The following is an 18,570-nucleotide window of genomic DNA, read 5'->3' as shown; positions in this document are numbered from 1 at the left end:
GGTTGACCTTGACATGGACCTGAACCACCTCACCACGCGTAGTCAGCAGGCCCTCGCTGCCTCGATGCAGCAGGCCGCTGCCGCCGGCAACCCCACCGTGGAGCCGGCGCACCTGCTCCGAGCCCTGCTCACCCAGCAGGGCGGTACCGCGGCACCGCTGCTCACCGCAGCGGGCGCCGACGTCGATGCCGTGCTGACCGAGACCGATGCGGTGATCAGCCGGCTCCCCAGTGCCAGCGGCTCCACCGTGGGCAACCCCCAGCTCGCGCGCGCCACCCACGAGGCGCTGCAGCGCGCGATCGACCTCGCCGGCGAGCTGGGCGACGAGTTCGTCTCCAGCGAGCACCTCGTCGTCGGCATCGCCACGGTCGGCGGTCCGGCGCAGCAGCTGCTGGCCGCCCGCGGCGCCACCCCCGAGACGCTCACCGCGGCGTTCGAGTCGGTGCGCGGCGGCGCCCGCGTCACCAGCCAGGACGCCGAGGACCAGTACCAGTCGCTGGAGAAGTACGGCATCGACCTGACCGCGCTCGCCCGCGAGGGCAAGCTCGACCCCGTGATCGGCCGCGACGCCGAGATCCGGCGCGTCGTCCAGGTGCTCAGCCGCCGCACGAAGAACAACCCCGTGCTGATCGGCGAGCCCGGCGTCGGCAAGACCGCCGTCGTCGAGGGCCTCGCCCAGCGCATCATCGACGGCGACGTGCCCGAGTCGTTGCGCGGCCGCCGCCTGGTCAGCCTCGACCTCGGCGCGATGGTCGCGGGCGCGAAGTACCGCGGCGAGTTCGAGGAGCGCCTCAAGGCCGTGCTCGCCGAGATCAAGGAGAGCAACGGCCAGGTCGTCACCTTCATCGACGAGCTGCACACCGTCGTCGGCGCCGGTGCCACCGGCGACTCGGCGATGGACGCCGGCAACATGCTCAAGCCGATGCTGGCACGCGGCGAGCTGCGGATGATCGGCGCGACCACCCTCGACGAGTACCGCGAGTCGATCGAGAAGGACCCCGCGCTGGAGCGCCGCTTCCAGCAGGTCTACGTCGGCGAGCCCAGCGTCGAGGACACGATCGCGATCCTGCGCGGCCTCAAGGAGAAGTACGAGGCCCACCACAAGGTCGAGATCGCCGACGCCGCCCTCGTGGCCGCGGCCACGCTGTCGCACCGGTACATCCCGGGCCGTCAGCTGCCCGACAAGGCGATCGACCTCATCGACGAGGCGTCCAGCCGGCTGCGCATGGAGATCGACTCCAGCCCCGTCGAGATCGACGAGCTCCGCCGCGGCGTGGACCGCCTCAAGATGGAGGAGCTGCACCTGCAGAACGAGAAGGACGAGGCCAGTCAGGAGCGCCTGGCGAAGCTGCGTCAGGAGCTCGCGGACAAGCAGGAGACGCTGCGCTCGCTCGAGCAGCGGTGGGAGGCCGAGAAGCAGGGCCTCAATGCCGTCGGCGAGATCAAGGAGCGCATCGACGAGGCGCGCATCGCCGCCGAGCGGGCCCAGCGCGAGGGCGACATGGCCACCGCGAGCCGCCTGCTCTACGGCGAGATTCCGCAGATGGAGCAGCAGCTCGCCGACGCACAGGCCGCGGAGGCCTCGGCCGCCGACGACCGCATGGTGCACGAGGAGGTCGGCTCCGACGACATCGCCGAGGTGGTGGCGTCGTGGACCGGCATTCCCACCGGGCGCCTGCTCGAGGGCGAGACCGAGAAGCTGCTGCACATGGAGGACGAGCTCGGCAAGCGGCTCGTCGGCCAGCGCGACGCGGTGCGTGCCGTGTCCGACGCGGTGCGCAGGGCGCGCGCCGGGGTCTCCGATCCCGACCGTCCCACCGGCTCGTTCCTGTTCCTGGGCCCCACGGGCGTGGGCAAGACCGAGCTGGCGAAGTCGCTCGCGGACTTCCTGTTCGACGACGAGCGCGCGATCGTGCGCATCGACATGAGCGAGTACGGCGAGAAGCACTCCGTCGCGCGGCTCGTCGGTGCCCCTCCGGGCTACGTCGGCTACGACGAGGGCGGCCAGCTGACCGAGGCCGTGCGGCGCCGTCCGTACTCGGTGGTGCTGCTCGACGAGGTCGAGAAGGCCCACCCCGAGGTCTTCGACATCCTGCTGCAGGTGCTCGACGACGGTCGGCTCACCGACGGCCAGGGCCGCACGGTGGACTTCCGCAACGTCATCTTGATCCTGACGTCGAACCTCGGCTCCTCGTTCCTCGTCGATCCGGCGCTGGACGACCAGCAGAAGCGCGACCAGGTCATGGACGTCGTCAAGATGGCCTTCAAGCCCGAGTTCCTCAACCGGCTCGACGAGGTCGTCATGTTCGACGCCCTCGGCGTGGAGGACCTGACGCACATCGTCGACCTGCAGCTGGCCTCGCTCGAGCAGCGGCTCGCCGCCCGGCGGATCTCGCTCGACGTGACCGACGCGGCCAAGGAGTGGCTGGCGCTCACCGGCTGGGACCCGGCCTACGGCGCCCGTCCGCTGCGCCGCCTCGTGCAGCAGGCGATCGGCGACCGGCTCGCCCGCGAGCTGCTGGCGGGCGAGGTCCGCGACGGCGACACGGTCCTGGTCGACCGCGTCCCCGACGCCGACGAGCTCGTCGTGCGGCGGGCCTGACACCCGCCGCCACCCACCGGCGCCTCCTCGGAATCACCCCGGGGAGGCGCCGGACTCGGTGGTGGGGGTGTCAGGCGGGATCTGAAAGGATCGGAGGCATGTCAACCCCCAGGCCCCGGTCGGTGACGCTCGCCTGCGTGTACGGCGGGCTCGGTGGCGTGCTGGCGACCGTCGCGCTCTACGAGACGCTCGCGAACTGGGGATCGATCGAGGTCCAGGAGGCGCTCCGCTCCGGCCTCGAGCCGCTGGGGGCCGACCCGTCGGCGGTCCTGCCGACGCTGCGCTGGATCGTGATGGGCCTGCTCGTGTGCTCGATCGCGGCCACCGTCTTCTCGTTCTACGCCGCGCGCGGCCACCAGCAGTCGCGCATCGGCCTGAGCGTCATCGCGGGCCTCGGCGCGGTCACGTTCCTGGCCACGGGTGCCGCCGGCATCCTGCCCGCCGTCCTGGGCTCCCTCATCGTCTACCTGTTGTGGTCGGCACCGGCTCGCCAGTGGTTCGCCGTCGTGAACGGCCGCACGCCGCTGTCGCTGGGAACCGAGCCGTCCGTCTCGGGCGCCCCGGCCGAGTTCCGTCCCACGCCTCAGTCGTCCGCCGGCCAGCCCGCGGTGCAGCCGCCGCCCTACGACCCGGCGCAGCACGCGGGCCTCCCGCAGCAGCCGGTCGCGCCCGCCGGGCGCCCCCGTCCCGTGGGACTCGCCCTGATCATCGCGGGCCTCGGCTCGCTGTTCGGCGCGCTGGGCTCCGGCCTCGTCCTGCTGGCCCTCGTCGCCATGCGCGACCAGGTGATCGCGCAGTACGACGACAACGACCTGCTCCGCGGCCAGCTCGACAGCGCCGGCATCTCGGCCGAGCAGATGGTCACGATCGGCACGTGGCTGTTCGGCAGCTGGCTGGTCGTCTCGGTGCTCGGTCTCGTCGCCACCGCATGGGCCGCCAGCGGCGGTCCGATGGGCTGGTGGGCGCTCATCGTCGTCAGCGTCCTGACCGCCGGGATCGCCGCGCTGGGGCTGCCGGTGGGCCTGCTCTGGATCCTCGGCGCGATCGTCGTGATCGTGCAGCTCTCGCGTCCTGAGGCGAAGGAATGGTTCCGGAGGGCATGATCGTCCTCACACCGCGCTCCCGGACGTGAACTGATCAAAAAGCCTCGTTAGGCTGGAGGTCATGTCCATGGTCCGCGCGTCCTATCGTCCACACGTCGTCGTCGTGGGAGGTGGGTTCGGAGGACTGGCCCTGGTGCGCAAGCTCGCCCGTGCCGACGTCGACATCACCCTCATCGACCGCCACACGTACAACACGTTCCAGCCGCTGCTCTACCAGGTCGCGACGGCCAGCCTGAATCCCGGCGACATCACGTGGTTCCTGCGCGCCGTCCGCGCGAAGCAGGACAACGTCCGCTTCCTCAAGGGCACCGTCGTGGAGATGGACCACCAGGCGAAGTCCGTCCTGCTCGACGGCAACATCACGGTCACCTACGACTACCTCGTGCTGGCGAACGGCGTCACCGCCAACTACTTCGGCATCCCCGGTGCCGAGGAGTTCGCGATGCCGCTCTACCGCCGCTCGCAGGCCCTCGCGCTGCGCGACCTGCTCTTCGCCAACCTCGAGGACGCGGCCGTCAACGGCCAGGACCGCGACCTGCGCGTCGTCGTGGTCGGCGGTGGCGCCACCGGCGTCGAGACCGCCGGTGCGCTGGCCGAGATGCGCAACCTCGACATGCCCACCACGTACCCCGAGCTGGACTCCAAGCGGATCCACATCTCGCTCGTGGAGATGGGCGAGCACGTCCTCGCGCCCTTCAACCCGAAGCTGCGCGAGTACGCCAAGAAGGAGCTCGTCAAGCGCGGGATCGACCTGCGCCTGCAGACCGCCGTGAAGGAGGTCCGCCGCGACGGCGTGCTCATCGAGCACGACGGCCAGCAGGAGTTCCTCCCCGCCGGCATCGTCGTGTGGGCCTCGGGCGTCGCCGCGCACGGCGTCGTCAAGGACTGGGGAGTCCCGCAAGGCCGCGGCGGCCGCATCGAGGTCGACGAGCACCAGCAGGTGCGCGGCATGCCCGGCGTCTTCGCGATCGGCGACATCTCGGTCAACCCCGACTCCCCGCTGCCGCAGCTGGGCCAGCCCGCGATCCAGGGCGGCAAGCACGTCGCCAAGGTCATCAAGGCCAAGCTCGGCGACGGCAAGATGCCCAAGCCCTTCAAGTACTTCGACAAGGGCACGATGGCGACGATCGGTCGCAACGCCGCCATCGCCGAGGTCCGCGGACTGCCGCGCCTCAAGGGCTTCCCGGCCTGGTTCATCTGGGTCACCGTCCACGTCGCGCTGCTGCTGGGCAACCGCAACCGCTTCGCCACGATGACGAACCTGTCGATCAAGTACCTGCTGTGGCGCAGCCACAACGCGATCGTCGGCGAGACGCCCTACGTCATCGCGCACGAGCCGAAGGTGGTCTCGGGCAGCGAGATCGAGGTCGTGCCGACGAAGAAGGCCGCCCGCTCGGCCCGCAAGGCGATCTCGAAGAAGGCGCAGGTCCGCAAGGCCGCCGCGCAGCAGACGATCGACGAGATCGGCGCCGACCGCTCCTGATCAGGCCAGCGCGCCGGCCAGGTCCCGGTGCGCGGTCAGCAGCGACGGCCCGTACCAGGTGAGCGCCCGGCCGCTGCACAGCGCCGTCGGCACCCGGGCGAACGCCTCGGGGCCGTCGTCCGCGGTGAAGACGTAGGGCTCGTCGGGCAGCAGCACGAGGTCGAGGTCGGCCGCGTCGAGGTCCTCGACCGCGACGTGCGGGTAGCGCTCCGGCGCGTCCGCGAACGCGTGCACGAGCCCCAGCCGCTGCAGCAGGTCGCCCGTGAAGGTGTCGCGGCCGACCACCATCCACGGGTCGCGCCAGATCGCCACGGCCACCCGGCGGCCGTCGGGGACGACGGGCTCGGCCCAGCGGCGCTCGGCCTCGTCGAGCCACGACGGCACGCCCCACGCCAGTGCGGTGTCGAACAGCCGCCGCATCGACGTGAACGCCTCGGCCACCGTCCGGATGTCGGTGACCCACACGCGCACGCCCGCCTCGCGCAGGCGGGTGACGTCGAGCTCGCGGTTCTCCTCGCGGTTGGCGATCACCAGGTCGGGGGAGAGGTCGAGGATCGCGGCGCGGTCGGGGTTCTTCGTGCCGCGCACGCGGGCGACCTCGAGCCCGGCGGGCTGGGTGCACCAGTCGGTGGCGCCGACGAGCGCGTCGGGCCGGGTGTGGGCGACCGCCTCGGTCAGTGACGGGACGAGGCTGACCACGCGGCGCGCGGGGCCCGCGGGCGCGAGGTCGAAGCCGAGGTCGTCGTGCATCGGAGTCCACCCTAGGGTGGATTCCATGACTGAGTGGAGCGCCGCGGGCGAGTGGACGGACATCCGGTACGAGACGACGCAGGACGGGATCGCGAAGATCACGATCTGTCGCCCCGAGGTCCACAACGCGTTCCGCCCGCAGACGATCCAGGAGATCTCTCGCGCTCTCTCCATGGCGCGCGACGACGAGTCCGTCGGCGTCATCGTCCTGACCGGCGAGGGCGAGAAGGCCTTCTGCTCCGGTGGCGACCAGCGCGTGCGCGGCGACTCGGGCTACAAGTCCGACGAGGGCGCCACCGGCCGCTTCGACGTCACCGACCTGCACGTGCAGATGCGTCGCTGCCCCAAGCCGATCGTCGCGTCCGTGGCCGGCTGGGCCATCGGCGGCGGCCACGTCCTGCACCTCGTGTGCGACCTGACCATCGCGGCCGACAACGCCCGCTTCGGTCAGGTGGGCCCGCGCGTCGGCTCGTTCGACGGCGGCTACGGCGCGAGCATCCTGTCCGACCTCGTCGGCCCGAAGAAGGCCAAGGAGATCTGGTTCCTGTGCCGTCAGTACGACGCGCAGGAGGCTCTCTCGATGGGCCTGGTCAACACCGTCGTGCCGCTGGCCGACCTCGAGGCCGAGACCCTGAAGTGGTGCCGCGAGATGCTGGCGCTGTCGCCGTGGGCCCTGCGCCTGTCGAAGCTCAGCTTCCACGCCCACGAGGACGGCTACGCGGGCATCCAGCAGCTGGCCCACGACGCCAACCTGCTGTTCTACGGGCAGGCCGAGGCGCAGGAGGGCCGCGACGCCTACAAGCAGAAGCGGACGCCGGACTTCACCCAGTTCCCGCGTCGTTCCTGAGCTTTCGAAAGTGAGTGTGACGGGACGGTTTCACGCGTCAATTTCGCGTGACAATCGGCCCTGAAGCACAACTTACGCTTCCCCCATCAGGGTGACTGACGCAACAATGCGGTCACCCCCCTGTGCCGGCGAGTACGCCCGAGGCCCGCCGGACTGTCCGAAGGGAAGTCTGTCCGTGCGCACCACACGAATGCTCGCCACGGCCGCGAGCGTCACGCTCCTGGCCACGCTGCTGGGCTCACCCCCGGCGTCAGCCGCCGATCCGGCACCGCCCGGCATCACCGTCCGCTCCGCCCCCGAGTCCCCGAACGCCGGGTCGCTCACGGCGAAGGCCGCGCGTGCCGCGGCCGAGGACGACGACCCCGAGGGCGCGCTGCCGATGCCCTCGTCCTACCCGTTCCAGCCCAAGCTGAAGGTCTATCCGGACTCCACCCCGGACGCGGCCGACACCGGCAACCTCATCGGGTACGACGACATCGCGCCGCGGCTGCAGTCGCTGATGCGCGCGTCCGACCGCATCTCCACCCAGATCGTCGGCGAGTCCACGCAGGGCCGTCAGCTCTACCTGGTCACCGTGACGGCTCCGGAGGACGAGCACCAGACGGCGCAGCAGACCGCGTGGCGCAAGAAGATCCGCACGAACCCCGAGGCCGCGGCCACGGACACGGCGCTCAAGTCGGGCTACAAGACCCCCATCTGGATCAGCTCGAACATCCACGGCAACGAGTGGGAGGGCACCGACGCGTCGCTGGACTACATCGAGGAGCTCGCCACCGCCCCGTGGAACGACGTCAAGGCGCTGCTGCGCGGACACCGTCTCTACTTCAGCGTGGTGCTGAACCCCGACGGCCGCACGATCGGCCAGCGGCCCACGGCGCTCAACCTCGACGCCAACCGCGACATGATCACCAACACGACGCCCGAGTCGGCGTCGTTCGTCCGCACGGCCCACGCCGTGCAGGCGCTCTACGCCGCCGACTTCCACGGCTACACGAGCGTCCTGCAGATCGAGCCCTGCGGCCCGCCGCACGGTGACGACTACGAGTACGACCTGTTCATCCCGCACGCGTACGCCGCAGCGCTGAAGGTCGAGCGCGACGTCGTCGACGCGGAGATCCCCGGCAACACGTACTACAACGTGGTGACCGGCCAGGTCGTCCCGGAGAACACCAGCGACGACACCGACCACATCAAGATCCCGTACCGCGACACCCCGACCGGCTGGGACGACTTCCCGCCGATCTTCACGGCGCAGTACGCCGCCTTCACCGGCTCGGTCAGCAACACGGTCGAGCTGCCGAAGACGCGCCCCAACGGCAGCTCGCAGACCCCGGCGAGCGCCACGATCAACGTGGCCGTCGCGGAGCAGACGATGAAGAGCATCGTCGACTACGTGAAGTCCAACGACGACGCGATGCTGGCCGACCAGATGGAGTTCTTCCGTCGCGCCAACGTCGGCGCCGAGCGCGTCGCGCTCACGCAGGCGAACATCGCCGACGTGCCCGGTCCGGACCAGTGGAAGCCCCTCTGGAACGACTCGGACGACCAGACGACCGTGCAGTACCCGCGGGCGTTCGTCATCCCGGTGGGTGAGGGTCAGCGCTCGCTGTCCGACGCCCGCACGCTGGTCGCGAGCCTGATCAAGCACAACATCGCCGTCCGTCGTCTCGACGCCGCCGCGACGCTGGACGGGACCTCGTACCCGGCCGGCTCGTACGTCGTCGACATGTCGCAGCCGAACCGCAACCTGGCGCACGCGCTGCTGGCGCCCGGGTCGGACATCTCGAACAAGCCCGGGATCCTGAGCATGTACGACGTGTCCGCGTGGAGCTGGGGCCACCTGTGGGGCGTGGACGTCGACTCCGTCGGCACCACCGGCCAGGGCACGCTGCCCGCCAGCACCAAGGTCACCACGGGCAACGCCGACGGCAAGGTCGCCTCCGGGAAGTACCTCACGTTCGAGCTCGCGGGCGTCAACGACTTCCGCACGCTCAACGCGCTGCTCGAGGACGAGATCCCCGTCTCGGTCCTGGCGGACGGCTCGGCGATCGTCGCCGCGGCCGACGCCCAGGAGGCCCTGGAGGACGCCGCGCAGGAGTTCGACGTCGACGTCGACAAGGCGACGTCGGCCGAGATCGCGCAGCTGTCCGACGAGGCCACGCGCGGGCTGAAGGACCTGAAGATCGGCTACACCGGCAACCAGGACGACCTGCTCTCGCTCACGCAGCTCGGCTTCGACGACCTCCAGGTCCTCACGGCCGCGACGATCACCGCCAACCCGGCGCTGCTCGACGGCGTGGACGTCCTGTGGCTCGGCTCGGCGCTGACGTTCAACGACTCGCAGACCGCGGGTCGCGACGCCGTGCAGGCGTTCGTGAACGCCGGCGGCAGCATCGTCGGCCGCGCGGCCGGTGCCTTCAACACGGCGCGGACGTTCGGCATCTTCGAGAGCGGCACCGCCGTGGCCGGCAACAACTCCGGCAACGGCATCGTCACGATCGACACGGCCGGCGACGGCGTGCTCGCGCCGTACGCGCAGAAGTACGCGTTCGTGTACCCGGCCACGTGGTTCACGGGCCTGCCGGAGTCGGTGAAGGTCGAGCAGCGCTACGCCGAGGGCAACCCGCTGCTGGCGGGTCACTGGCGTGCGACGAACGCGAACAACGGTCCGCTGAACGCCGGCGGCCAGCCGGCGGCGGTGTCGGCCGCGCTGCCGTCGGGTGCGAAGGCGTTCGTCTTCGGCACCTCGCCGGTCTACCGCACGCACACCAAGGGCGGTCAGAGCCAGGCGGCTCGCGCGCTGTTCTGGGCCGCGCCCGAGGGTGAGGGCGTCCCGGCGCCGGCGCCCGACGTGGCGACGACCACGACCCTGAAGGTCCCGGCGACGGCGACCTACGGCAAGGCGATCAACGCCTCGGTGTCGGTCACGGCGCCCGGCGCGACCAAGCCGAGCGGCACGGTCGAGGTGCGCGAGGGCTCCAAGGTCCTCGCGACCCGCGCCCTGTCCGGTGGCACCGCGACGCTGCGGATCTCGGGTCTCAAGCCCGGCACCCGTCGCCTGACGGCCCGCTTCGTCCCCGCGGCGGACTCGGGCTTCGCGGCCTCCACCTCGGCGGTGGCCACGGTCAAGGTCGCCAAGGCGGCGACCCGGGCCGGGATCAAGGCCAAGGCGCTCGGCAAGGGTCGCGTCCAGGTCACGGTCACGGTGAAGTCCTCGGCGGGCACGCCCACGGGCACCGTCCGGGTCAAGGTCGGCTCGTCGACCAAGACGGTCACGCTGAAGAACGGCAAGGCCACGGTCACGCTGAAGTCCGCCAAGGGCAAGCGCGCCGTGGCGGTCCGCTACAACGGCTCGTCCCTGTTCGCCCCGGTCTACCGGGCGACCACGGTGCGCGTCCGCTGACCGGCTGACAGTTTCCCCGGTTAAGTGGGTTTCCTGTCACTTCGCGAGGTTTGCAAACCTCGCGAAGTGACGGTTTCCCCGCTTAACCGGGGAAACTGCGCTTCCGCTCAGGCGCGCACGTGGTGGCGGCCCAGCGGCAGGATCATCGGCCGGCCGCTGGTGGGGTCCTCGAGGACGCGGGCGTCGAGACCGAAGACGATCTTCACCGTCTCCTGCGTGAGGACCTCCTCGGCAGTGCCCTGGGCGTGGATCAGCCCGCGGTCCACGGCGACGAGGTGGTCGGCGTAGCGCGCCGCGAGGTTGAGGTCGTGCAGCACCATCGCGATCGTCGTGCCGCGCGAGCGGTTGAGGTCGGTGAGCAGGTCGAGGACCTCCACCTGGTGGCACACGTCGAGGAACGTCGTGGGCTCGTCGAGCAGCAGCACCTCGGTCTGCTGGGCGAGCGCCAGGGCGATCCACACGCGCTGGCGCTGGCCGCCCGAGAGCTCGTCGACGACGCGGTCGGCCAGCTCGAGCACGCCGGTGGCCTCGAGCGCGTCGGCGACGATCGTGTCCTCGGCCGGCGTCCAGCGCGCGAACGAGCGCCGGTGCGGGTGGCGGCCCTGTGCCACGAGGTCGGCCACGGTGATGCCCTCGGGCGCGATGGGCGACTGGGGCAGCAGGCCGAGGCGGCGGGCCACCTGCTTGGTCGGCATCGAGTGGATGTCGCTGCCGTCGAGCAGGACGCGACCGGACTGCGCCGGCAGCAGACGCGCCATGCCGCGCAGCAGGGTGGACTTGCCGCACGCGTTCGCGCCGACGATCGTCGTGATCCTCCCGGCGGGCAGCGACAGGCTCAGGTCGGAGACTATCGGCCGGTCGCCGTACGCGAGGGTCAGGGACTCGGTGGTCAGGCTGGTGGTCACAGGGAGCCTCCCGTGCGCTGGGTGCGGATGAGCAGGTAGATCAGGAACGGGGCGCCGAGCGCGCCGGTGATGACGCCGACGGGGTAGCGCGTGTCGAACGCGTACTGCCCGATGAGGTCGGCCGCCAGCACGAGGGTGGCGCCGACGAGCGCAGACGGCACCATGAGCGAGCCGCGGTGGCCGACCAAGCGCGTGGCGATCGGCCCGGACATGAACGCCACGAACAGGATCGGTCCGGTGGCGGCGGTGGCGAACGAGGCCAGCGCCACGGCCACCAGCACGAGCATCCGCCGGGTGGCCTCGACCGGCACGCCGAGCCCGGCCGCGAGGTCCTCGCCGAGGCGCAGCAGCGACAGGCGCGGACCCAGCAGCAGCAGGATCGGCGTGAGCAGCACGAACGGGACGGCCGCGATCAGGACGGTGTCCCACGAGGCCAGGTTCAGGCTGCCGTTGAGCCAGCGCATGGCGCGCTGCAGGTCGAGCTCGTTGGCGTAGACCAGCAGGTACGACGTGACGCTGTGCAGCATCGCCGCGATGCCGATGCCCACGAGGATCAGCCGGGTGCCCACGGCCTTGCCGCTGGCGGCGAGGCCGTAGATCAGGGCGGCGGTGGCGATGCCCGCGACCACGGCGCCCATCGAGACGGCGAGGGTGCCGGCGCCCAGCACGACGATGCCGAACAGCGCGGCCGCGTTCGCGCCGTTGGTGATGCCGATGATGTCGGGGCTGGCCAGCGGGTTGCGCAGCATCGTCTGGAAGGTGATGCCCGCGAGCCCGAACGAGGCGCCGGCGGTGATCGCCAGCACCGCGCGCGGCAGTCGCAGCTCGCCGACGATGAAGGACGCGCCCGGGACCTGCTCGCCGATCAGCACGCGCCACACGTCGCCGAGCGAGTACACGGGGTCGCCGGCGGCGAGGGACACGACGAACAGCACGACGAGGATGACGGCCAGCGCGACGATGGCGGAGGTGGCGCGGCGGGCGCCGCGCGTGCGTGTGGCGTGGACCCGCTCGGGTGCGGTCAGGACGGTCATGACGCACCTCCGGTGCGACGCAGGACGACCCACAGGAACACGGGGCCGCCGATGAGGGCGGTGATGACGCCGACGTCGATCTCGCCGGGGCGGCCGAGCACGCGGCCGACGACGTCGGCGACGGTCAGCAGCGTGGCGCCCACGGTGGCGCAGATGGGCAGCAGCCAGCGGTGGTCGGCGCCCACGACGAGGCGGCACAGGTGCGGCACGATGAGGCCCACGAAGCCGATCGGCCCGGCGAGTGCCGTGGCGGCGCCGCACAGGACGATCGCGCCGGCCGCGGCCAGCAGGCGGGTGCGCACCACGGATACGCCGAGGCCGGCGGCGGCCTCGTCGCCGAGGGCGAGGATGTTCAGGGAGCGGGCCGACAGGAAGCAGATCGCGGCGCCGACCAGGAGGATCGGCAGCACGAGCAGCGTGTCGGAGTTCTCGGCGCGGCCGACGCTGCCGACCTGCCAGTACCGGAACACGCGCATGACGTCGATCCGCGGCAGCAGGATGGCGCTCGACAGCGAGGTGAAGGCCGCGGTGCTGATGGCGCCCGCCAAGGCGAGCTTCAGCGGGGTGGGACCGCCGGGTCCGAGCGAGCCCACGACGTAGACGAACACGGCCGCCAGGGCGGCGCCCGCCAGCGCGAACGCGATGTACTCGGGCATCGTGGCGGCGCCGGCGAAGGCGATGCCGATGACCACGAGCAGCGAGGCGCCGGAGTTGATGCCCAGGATGAACGGGTCGGCCAGCGGGTTGCGGGTGACCGCCTGCAGCACCGCGCCGGCCATCGCGAGGGCGGCGCCGACGAGCACGGCCAGGATCGTGCGCGGCACGCGCGACCGGATCGCGGCCGAGGTGACGTCGTCCCCGCCGCCCGTGGTGAGGGCGTCCCAGACCTCGCCGAGGCTGACGACGCGGGCGCCGAACGCGACGGAGAGGAGCACCGCGGCCACGAGGGCCACGAGGCTGACCAGGAACCACCACGGGGGGCGCCGCGTCTGCGCGGCACCCCCCACGGCGGAGTCGGTCGTCGTCGTCACTTCACCTTCGCAGCCGCGTCGGCGAGCAGGGTGACGTAGTCGTCCAGCATCCACGGGATCGACAGGGCCGAGGGCGACACGGCCGCGGCGAGCGGCGTGTTGTCCTCGAGCAGCGCGGCGCTGCCGCGCTCGAAGGCGGGGACCTTGCCGAGCAGCGGGTCGGCCTGGACCTTCTTGAGTGCGGCGTCGTCGCCGTAGCCCACGAAGATGTCGGCGCCCGCGAGCTCGTCGGCCTTCTCGGCGCTGATCTCGAGGAAGAACTGGTCGGTGTCGGCCGAGGCCTTCTCGACGAACTCGGGCGTCTCGAGGCCGAGGTCGTTCAGGAACGTGGCTCGGGTGTCGAACGCCGTGTAGTAGCCGATCTTGCTCAGGTCGCTCGGGTCGATCCAGCTCATGACGGCGCTCTTGCCCTGGATCTCGGGGCGCTTCGCGACGGCGTCGGAGATCTGCTGCTCGAGGTCGCCGATCAGCTGGTCGGCCTCGTCGGTCTTGCCCAGGGCCTGGCCCGTGAGCTCGATGGCGTCACGCCACGGCGTGCCCCACGCCTTGTCGGGGTAGGCGACGGTGGGCGCGATCTTGCTGAGGGTCTCGTACTCCTCCTTCGTCAGGCCCGAGTGGACCGCGAGGATGAGGTCGGGCTCGGCCTTCGCGACGGCGGCGGCGTCGATGCCGTCGGTCTCGTCGAAGAGGGCGGGCGTCTCGCCGCCGAGCTCGTCGATCTTGTCCTTGACCCACGGGTGCAGGCCGTCGGTGTCGTCGTCGCCGTAGGTGACCTTGGGCATCGCGACCGGCACGACGCCCAGCGCGAGCGCGGTGTCCTGGTTCGACCAGGCGACGGCGACGACGCGCTGCGGCTCGGACTCGATCTCGGTCGTGCCGAACGTGTGCTTGACGCTGACGGGGAAGCCCTCGCCCGACGCACCCGAGGCGTCGTTCGAATCGTCGTCGGAGGAGCCGCAGGCGGCGAGGCTCAGAGCGAGTGCCGCAGCAGCGAGCAGGGGTGCGAGACGCAAGGGAGTGCCTTTCGTGACGTGTAGGTAAGCCAAGCCTAACCGTACGCCCACCTGGGACGCCACCGGCATCCGCCCTGCGAACACGGGGTGCTCCGGGTGGCTACGGTGGGTCCATGCCAGGACTGGACTTCGACCCGCTCGAGCGCGCCGGGGAGCTGTGGGAGGAGCGCATCGGGGACGCCACCTCGATGCGCCTCGCGACCTCGATCATGCGGGTCCACCAGATCGTGCTGGCCCGGCTCGACGGCGCCCTCAAGCCGTTCGGCATCACGTTCGCGCGCTACGAGGTGCTGCGGCTGCTGTCGTTCAGCTCCTCGGGCTCACTGCCGCTGTCGAAGATCGGCGAACGGCTCATGGTGCACCCGACCTCGGTCACCAACGTCATCGACCGGCTCGTCGCGGACGGCCTCGTCGACCGCAACATCGACCCCGCCGACCGGCGCCGCGTGTTGGCCTCGCTGACCCCCGCGGGCCTCAAGGTGCTCGACGCGGCCACCGAGGCGCTCACCGCGCTCGACTTCGGCGTCGGCGGCGTCAGTGCGCAGGACCAGCGCACGATCCACGAGCTGCTCACGCCGCTGCGCCGCGACGACTGGAGCTGACCGGCCCCGGGAACGGCGAACGCCGGCCCACCCGAGGGTGGACCGGCGTCCGGTGCGAGGCGACTGCCTCAGATCTTGCGGGGCCAGTACAGGAACGTGCCCTGGACCGTGGAGGTCGTCTTCAGGTAGACGCGGTACTTGTACTTCTTCTTCGACTTCCAGCTGACCTTGCCGTGGCCGTTGCGGTTCAGCTTGATGTGCTTCACGTTGCGCCACTTGCCCTTGTAGTAGCGCTTGACCGTGATCTTGGGAACGCGGACCGTGCTGCCGTTGGGCTGGTAGACGCGCCAGTTCTTGGCCTTCATCGTCAGCTTCGAGCCGCGCTTCACGATGGTCGCGGAGGGCAGGTAGCCCGTGCTGCGACGGATCGCGATGACGTTGCTGTCGGGCAGGCGCGTGACCGTGGAGTTGTAGTTCGCGTCGTACGACGTGACGCGGACGTTGCGCATCTGGGCCTTGCCGTAGCCGGAGGCGCGGGGCCACCAGGCGCTCAGGTTCGGCGAGCTGTTCGTGCCGACGAGCTCGTCGCGCACGCGGACGACGCCGTTGACGTAGATGTCGGCGCGGACGGACCAGCTGACGGAGCCGGGGACCGCGACACCGGCGCGGGTCTTGGCGTAGGTCTGCTTGCTGCTGGTCAGGACCGCCGAGGTCGTGAAGCGCACGGAGCCGGTGGCGGCGGAGGCCGCGCGGGGGGCGTCGACGGCGGTGGAGACGCTGCCGCGCTTGGCGGTGGCCGACTCGTCGGCGTGGGCCGAGATCGGCGCTGCCAGCGACAGCGTCATGGCGGTCGCAGCGGCCAGCGCGACCTTCGTGAAGGTTCGGTTCATTTTTCTCCCCGAGACGAAAATGTGTGAATTGGCAGGCTCAGTCTGCCACGGCCCCGCCGGATGGTCCTGCTCAACCGGCAAGTCGATGCCGAGTGTTCATCCGCGCACGGGCGAAGAAGTCACATCAGTCCCACTGGTCACATCAGTCGAGCATGGCGGCGCCGAGGGTCTCCTCGGGCACGCCGAGTCCCTCGACCAGCGCGAGCGCGTGCGGCCGCAGCTTCTCCAGCAGGGCGTTGATCTCGGTGGTGACGGCCTTCGCGCGGGTGTCGCTGATGCGGTTGTGCTCCATGAACCACGCCTTGTCCCGCTCGATCACGGTGAGGGCGTAGAGGGAGCACAGGTCGCGCAGCACGTCGGCGGCCTCCTCGTCCTCGCACCGCGCGATGCCGGCGGTGAACGCCTCGAGCACGACGCGGTCGATGTGGACCTGGCCGATCTTGACCACGTGGTCCTGCGCGGCGTTGAACGTCTCGAAGGCGGCGCCCTTGTCGTCGCCGGCGCGGCGCAGGCGTCGCGCGGCGGTCTCGATGACGTGCTGCTCGCGGTCCTCGAACAGGTCGAGCTGGGTGCCGCGGTCGAGCAGGTTGTGGTCGTCGTCGCGCGAGCGCGCGTCGATGAGGCGCTGGATCAGCTGGGCCGCGGCGGTGCGCTCCTTGACCGTCTCGGCGACGGTGCCGGCGGCGAACCTCACCATGCCGACGGGGTCGAGTCCGGTGACCTCCTTGGCGTACGAGGTCAGCAGCTCCTTGGCCACCAGCTGGAGCAGCACGACGTTGTCGCCCTCGAACGTGGTGAACACGTCGCTGTCGGCCTTGAGGGTGGTGAGGCGGTTCTCCGACAGGTAGCCCGCGCCTCCGCAGGCCTCGCGGCACTCCTGGATCGCGCGGGTGGCGAACGAGGTGAGCGCGGCCTTCAGGCCGGCGGCGCGACCCTCGAGCTCGCGCTGGGCGTGCGCGTCGGGATCGGCCTCGGTCTGGAGGCGGTGCATGCGCGCGACGAGCTGGTTGTGGGCGAACCGGAAGGCGTAGGCCTCGGCGAGCAGCGGCAGCAGGCGCCTCTGGTGCATCCGGTAGTCGAGCAGCACCGTCTCCTCGCCCGGCACGCCCTCGAACTGACGGCGCTGGAGCGCGTACCGGGTGGCGATGCTCAGCGCGACCTCCGCCGCGGCGCGGGCCGAGCCGCCCACGCTGACACGGCCGCGGATGAGCGTGCCGATCATCGTGAAGAAGCGCGCGTTGAGGCTGTCGATCGGGGAGGAGTAGGTGCCGCCCTCGTCCACGTTGCCGTAGCGGTTGAGCAGGTTCTCGCGCGGGATCCGCACCTGGTCGAACATGATGCGGCCGTTGTCGACGCCGCCCAGGCCGCCCTTGTGGCCGCAGTCGCTGGTGGTGACGCCGGGCAGGTCGTCGCCGGCCTCGTCGCGGATCGGCACGACGAAGCAGTGCACGCCGTGGTCCTCGCCGAGCGTGACGAGTCGGGCGAAGACGGCGGCCACGCGCGCGTGCTTCGCGGCCCCGCCGATGTAGTCCTTGCGCGCCGACGGCGTGGGGGAGTGCACGACGAACTCCTGCGTCGCGGGGTCGTACGTCGCCGTGGTCTCGAGGCTCTGCACGTCGCTGCCGTGACCCGTCTCGGTCATCGCGAAGCAGCCGAGCAGGTCGAGGTTGATCAGCGCGGGGATGTACTTCTCGTGGTGGCGCTCGGTGCCGAGGTTCTCGATCGCGCCGCCGAACAGGCCCCACTGCACGCCGGCCTTCACCATGAGCGAGAGGTCGAACTGCGCGAGCATCTCGATGCCCGTGACGGCCATGCCCGGATCCCCCGTGCCGCCGTTCTCCGTGCGGAAGCCCGCGGCGGGGATCCCGGTGGGCACGAGCTGCTTCATCTGGTCGAGCACGCGCTCGCGGGCCTCGTCGAGGGTGAGCGAGTGGTCGTAGGCCAGGTCGAGCCTCGCGAGCTCGATGCGGCTCTGCTCGCGCACGTGACGCCACTTGCCGTCGATGGACCGTCGAAGTTCCTCACCGAGACTCATGCGCACAGGCTAGTGGCGCCCGCCCACGACGACACGGTGAAGGACTGGTACTCCTGAGGGCATGGGGTTCCTGTCCTCGGTGCTGCTGGCGCTGGTCGCCGCGATCACGCCCGTCACGCCCCCGCCGGCGGGCGGCGTGGCCGACTACCAGCTCGGCGGCGCCTACCGTCCGGCCGCCAAGGTCGAGATCGTGGTGCGCGACCGCACCGAGCAGCCCGCCCCCGGCGTCTACTCGGTCTGCTACGTCAACGCGTTCCAGACCCAGCCGGGCTCGCTGCGGTGGTGGAAGAAGCACCACCCGGGACTGCTGCTGCGCGACCGGAAGGGCCGCGTCGTGCGCGACCCGGGCTGGCCCGACGAGGTGCTGCTGGACCTGCGCTCGGCGCGCAAGCGCACGGTCGCGGCGGGGGTGGCGCGGCGCTGGTTCGCCGACTGCGCCGACCGGGGCTTTCGCGCGGTCGAGCCCGACAACCTCGACTCGTGGACCCGCTCGAAGGGGCTGCTGAAAGGCTCGCAGGCGAAGGCGTTCGCCAAGCGGCTGGTCCTCGCGGCGCACGCCGAGGGGCTCGCGATCGCGCAGAAGAACACGCCCCAGCTGAACGGCCGGCGGCTCGGCTTCGACTTCGCGATCGCCGAGGAGTGCGAGGTCTACCGCGAGTGTGGCCGCTACACGCGCCTGTACGGCCGCCGCGTGATCGAGGTCGAGTACACCGACAACGGCCGGCGTGCGTTCCTGCGCGCCTGCAAGGCCCGCGGCTCGCGGATCTCGGTACTCCTGCGCGACCGCGACGTCGTCCCCCGCGGCGCCCCCGGCCACCGCTACCGCACCTGCTGACCACGGCTCCGCCGCGCGAGATCTGTAGCGGTCTTCACCATTTCGGCGGCGGATCGGCCGGAAAACGGTGGACACCGCTGCACATCTGGTCCGCGGG

General features: G+C 71.0%; 14 protein-coding genes. 7 read left to right on the top strand and 7 right to left on the bottom strand.

The features are described 5' to 3' along the window. The first annotated feature begins 13 nt into the window (after window positions 1–13). From clpB to BJ975_RS13315, 3 genes are all read left to right on the top strand, one after another. Window positions 14–2,602, top strand: coding sequence for an ATP-dependent chaperone ClpB (gene clpB / locus BJ975_RS13325; protein ID WP_179426707.1), 2,589 nt, complete (start codon window positions 14–16; stop codon window positions 2,600–2,602). Window positions 2,603–2,700: 98 nt separating this feature from the next. After that, window positions 2,701–3,705 (top strand): hypothetical protein, encoded by a 1,005-nt coding sequence (locus BJ975_RS13320; RefSeq protein WP_179426705.1) that lies wholly within the window; start codon window positions 2,701–2,703, stop codon window positions 3,703–3,705. A 61-nt stretch (window positions 3,706–3,766) separates the two neighbouring features. Continuing rightward, on the top strand, window positions 3,767–5,188 hold the full coding sequence (locus BJ975_RS13315; protein ID WP_179426703.1) for an NAD(P)/FAD-dependent oxidoreductase: 1,422 nt from the start codon (window positions 3,767–3,769) through the stop codon (window positions 5,186–5,188). Here BJ975_RS13315 and BJ975_RS13310 read toward each other — a convergent pair whose 3' ends face one another. Next, entirely contained in the window at window positions 5,189–5,938 is a 750-nt protein-coding gene (locus BJ975_RS13310) for a helical backbone metal receptor (RefSeq protein ID WP_179426701.1), read from the bottom strand. Window positions 5,939–5,963: 25 nt separating this feature from the next. Between BJ975_RS13310 and menB the strand changes: the two genes are divergently transcribed. After that, window positions 5,964–6,785, top strand: coding sequence for a 1,4-dihydroxy-2-naphthoyl-CoA synthase (menB, locus tag BJ975_RS13305; RefSeq protein ID WP_179426699.1), 822 nt, complete (start codon window positions 5,964–5,966; stop codon window positions 6,783–6,785). Between the two features lie 175 nt (window positions 6,786–6,960). After that, the gene (locus BJ975_RS13300; RefSeq protein WP_179426697.1) at window positions 6,961–10,188 is read left to right on the top strand and encodes a M14 family metallopeptidase; all 3,228 of its coding nucleotides are present in this window, start codon (window positions 6,961–6,963) and stop codon (window positions 10,186–10,188) included. 107 nt (window positions 10,189–10,295) lie between these two features. Here BJ975_RS13300 and BJ975_RS13295 read toward each other — a convergent pair whose 3' ends face one another. Genes BJ975_RS13295 through BJ975_RS13280 form a run of 4 tightly spaced genes read right to left on the bottom strand, consistent with a single transcriptional unit; the run spans window position 10,296 to window position 14,171 of the window. Beyond that, window positions 10,296–11,093, bottom strand: coding sequence for an ABC transporter ATP-binding protein (locus BJ975_RS13295; RefSeq protein ID WP_179426695.1), 798 nt, complete (start codon window positions 11,091–11,093; stop codon window positions 10,296–10,298). Further along, window positions 11,090–12,127, bottom strand: coding sequence for a FecCD family ABC transporter permease (locus BJ975_RS13290; RefSeq protein WP_179426693.1), 1,038 nt, complete (start codon window positions 12,125–12,127; stop codon window positions 11,090–11,092). Before BJ975_RS13290 ends, BJ975_RS13295 begins: the two co-directional genes overlap by 4 nt. Beyond that, complete coding sequence (locus BJ975_RS13285) at window positions 12,124–13,158, bottom strand: FecCD family ABC transporter permease (protein WP_179426691.1); 1,035 nt, start codon at window positions 13,156–13,158, stop codon at window positions 12,124–12,126. The genes BJ975_RS13290 and BJ975_RS13285 overlap by 4 nt, the downstream gene beginning before the upstream one ends. Further along, on the bottom strand, window positions 13,155–14,171 hold the full coding sequence (locus BJ975_RS13280) for an iron-siderophore ABC transporter substrate-binding protein (RefSeq protein ID WP_218845931.1): 1,017 nt from the start codon (window positions 14,169–14,171) through the stop codon (window positions 13,155–13,157). The genes BJ975_RS13285 and BJ975_RS13280 overlap by 4 nt, the downstream gene beginning before the upstream one ends. Window positions 14,172–14,284: 113 nt before the next feature. Between BJ975_RS13280 and BJ975_RS13275 the strand changes: the two genes are divergently transcribed. Then, entirely contained in the window at window positions 14,285–14,773 is a 489-nt protein-coding gene (locus BJ975_RS13275) for a MarR family winged helix-turn-helix transcriptional regulator (protein WP_179426687.1), read from the top strand. Between the two features lie 68 nt (window positions 14,774–14,841). Here BJ975_RS13275 and BJ975_RS13270 read toward each other — a convergent pair whose 3' ends face one another. After that, window positions 14,842–15,603, bottom strand: a complete 762-nt coding sequence (locus BJ975_RS13270) for a hypothetical protein (protein WP_179426685.1) — start codon at window positions 15,601–15,603, stop codon at window positions 14,842–14,844. A gap of 142 nt (window positions 15,604–15,745) precedes the next feature. After that, window positions 15,746–17,638: an acyl-CoA dehydrogenase family protein gene (locus tag BJ975_RS13265; protein ID WP_179426683.1), complete on the bottom strand. Its 1,893-nt coding sequence runs from the start codon at window positions 17,636–17,638 to the stop codon at window positions 15,746–15,748. 61 nt (window positions 17,639–17,699) lie between these two features. Between BJ975_RS13265 and BJ975_RS13260 the strand changes: the two genes are divergently transcribed. Continuing rightward, window positions 17,700–18,473, top strand: a complete 774-nt coding sequence (locus BJ975_RS13260) for an endo alpha-1,4 polygalactosaminidase (protein WP_179426681.1) — start codon at window positions 17,700–17,702, stop codon at window positions 18,471–18,473. The last annotated feature ends 97 nt before the right edge of the window (window positions 18,474–18,570 follow it).

Source organism: Aeromicrobium tamlense, from assembly GCF_013408555.1.
In the GTDB taxonomy this organism is placed as follows: domain Bacteria; phylum Actinomycetota; class Actinomycetes; order Propionibacteriales; family Nocardioidaceae; genus Aeromicrobium; species Aeromicrobium tamlense.
The sequence above is the reverse complement of the archived record's forward strand: the minus strand, read 5'-3'. Positions and strand labels throughout refer to the sequence as shown.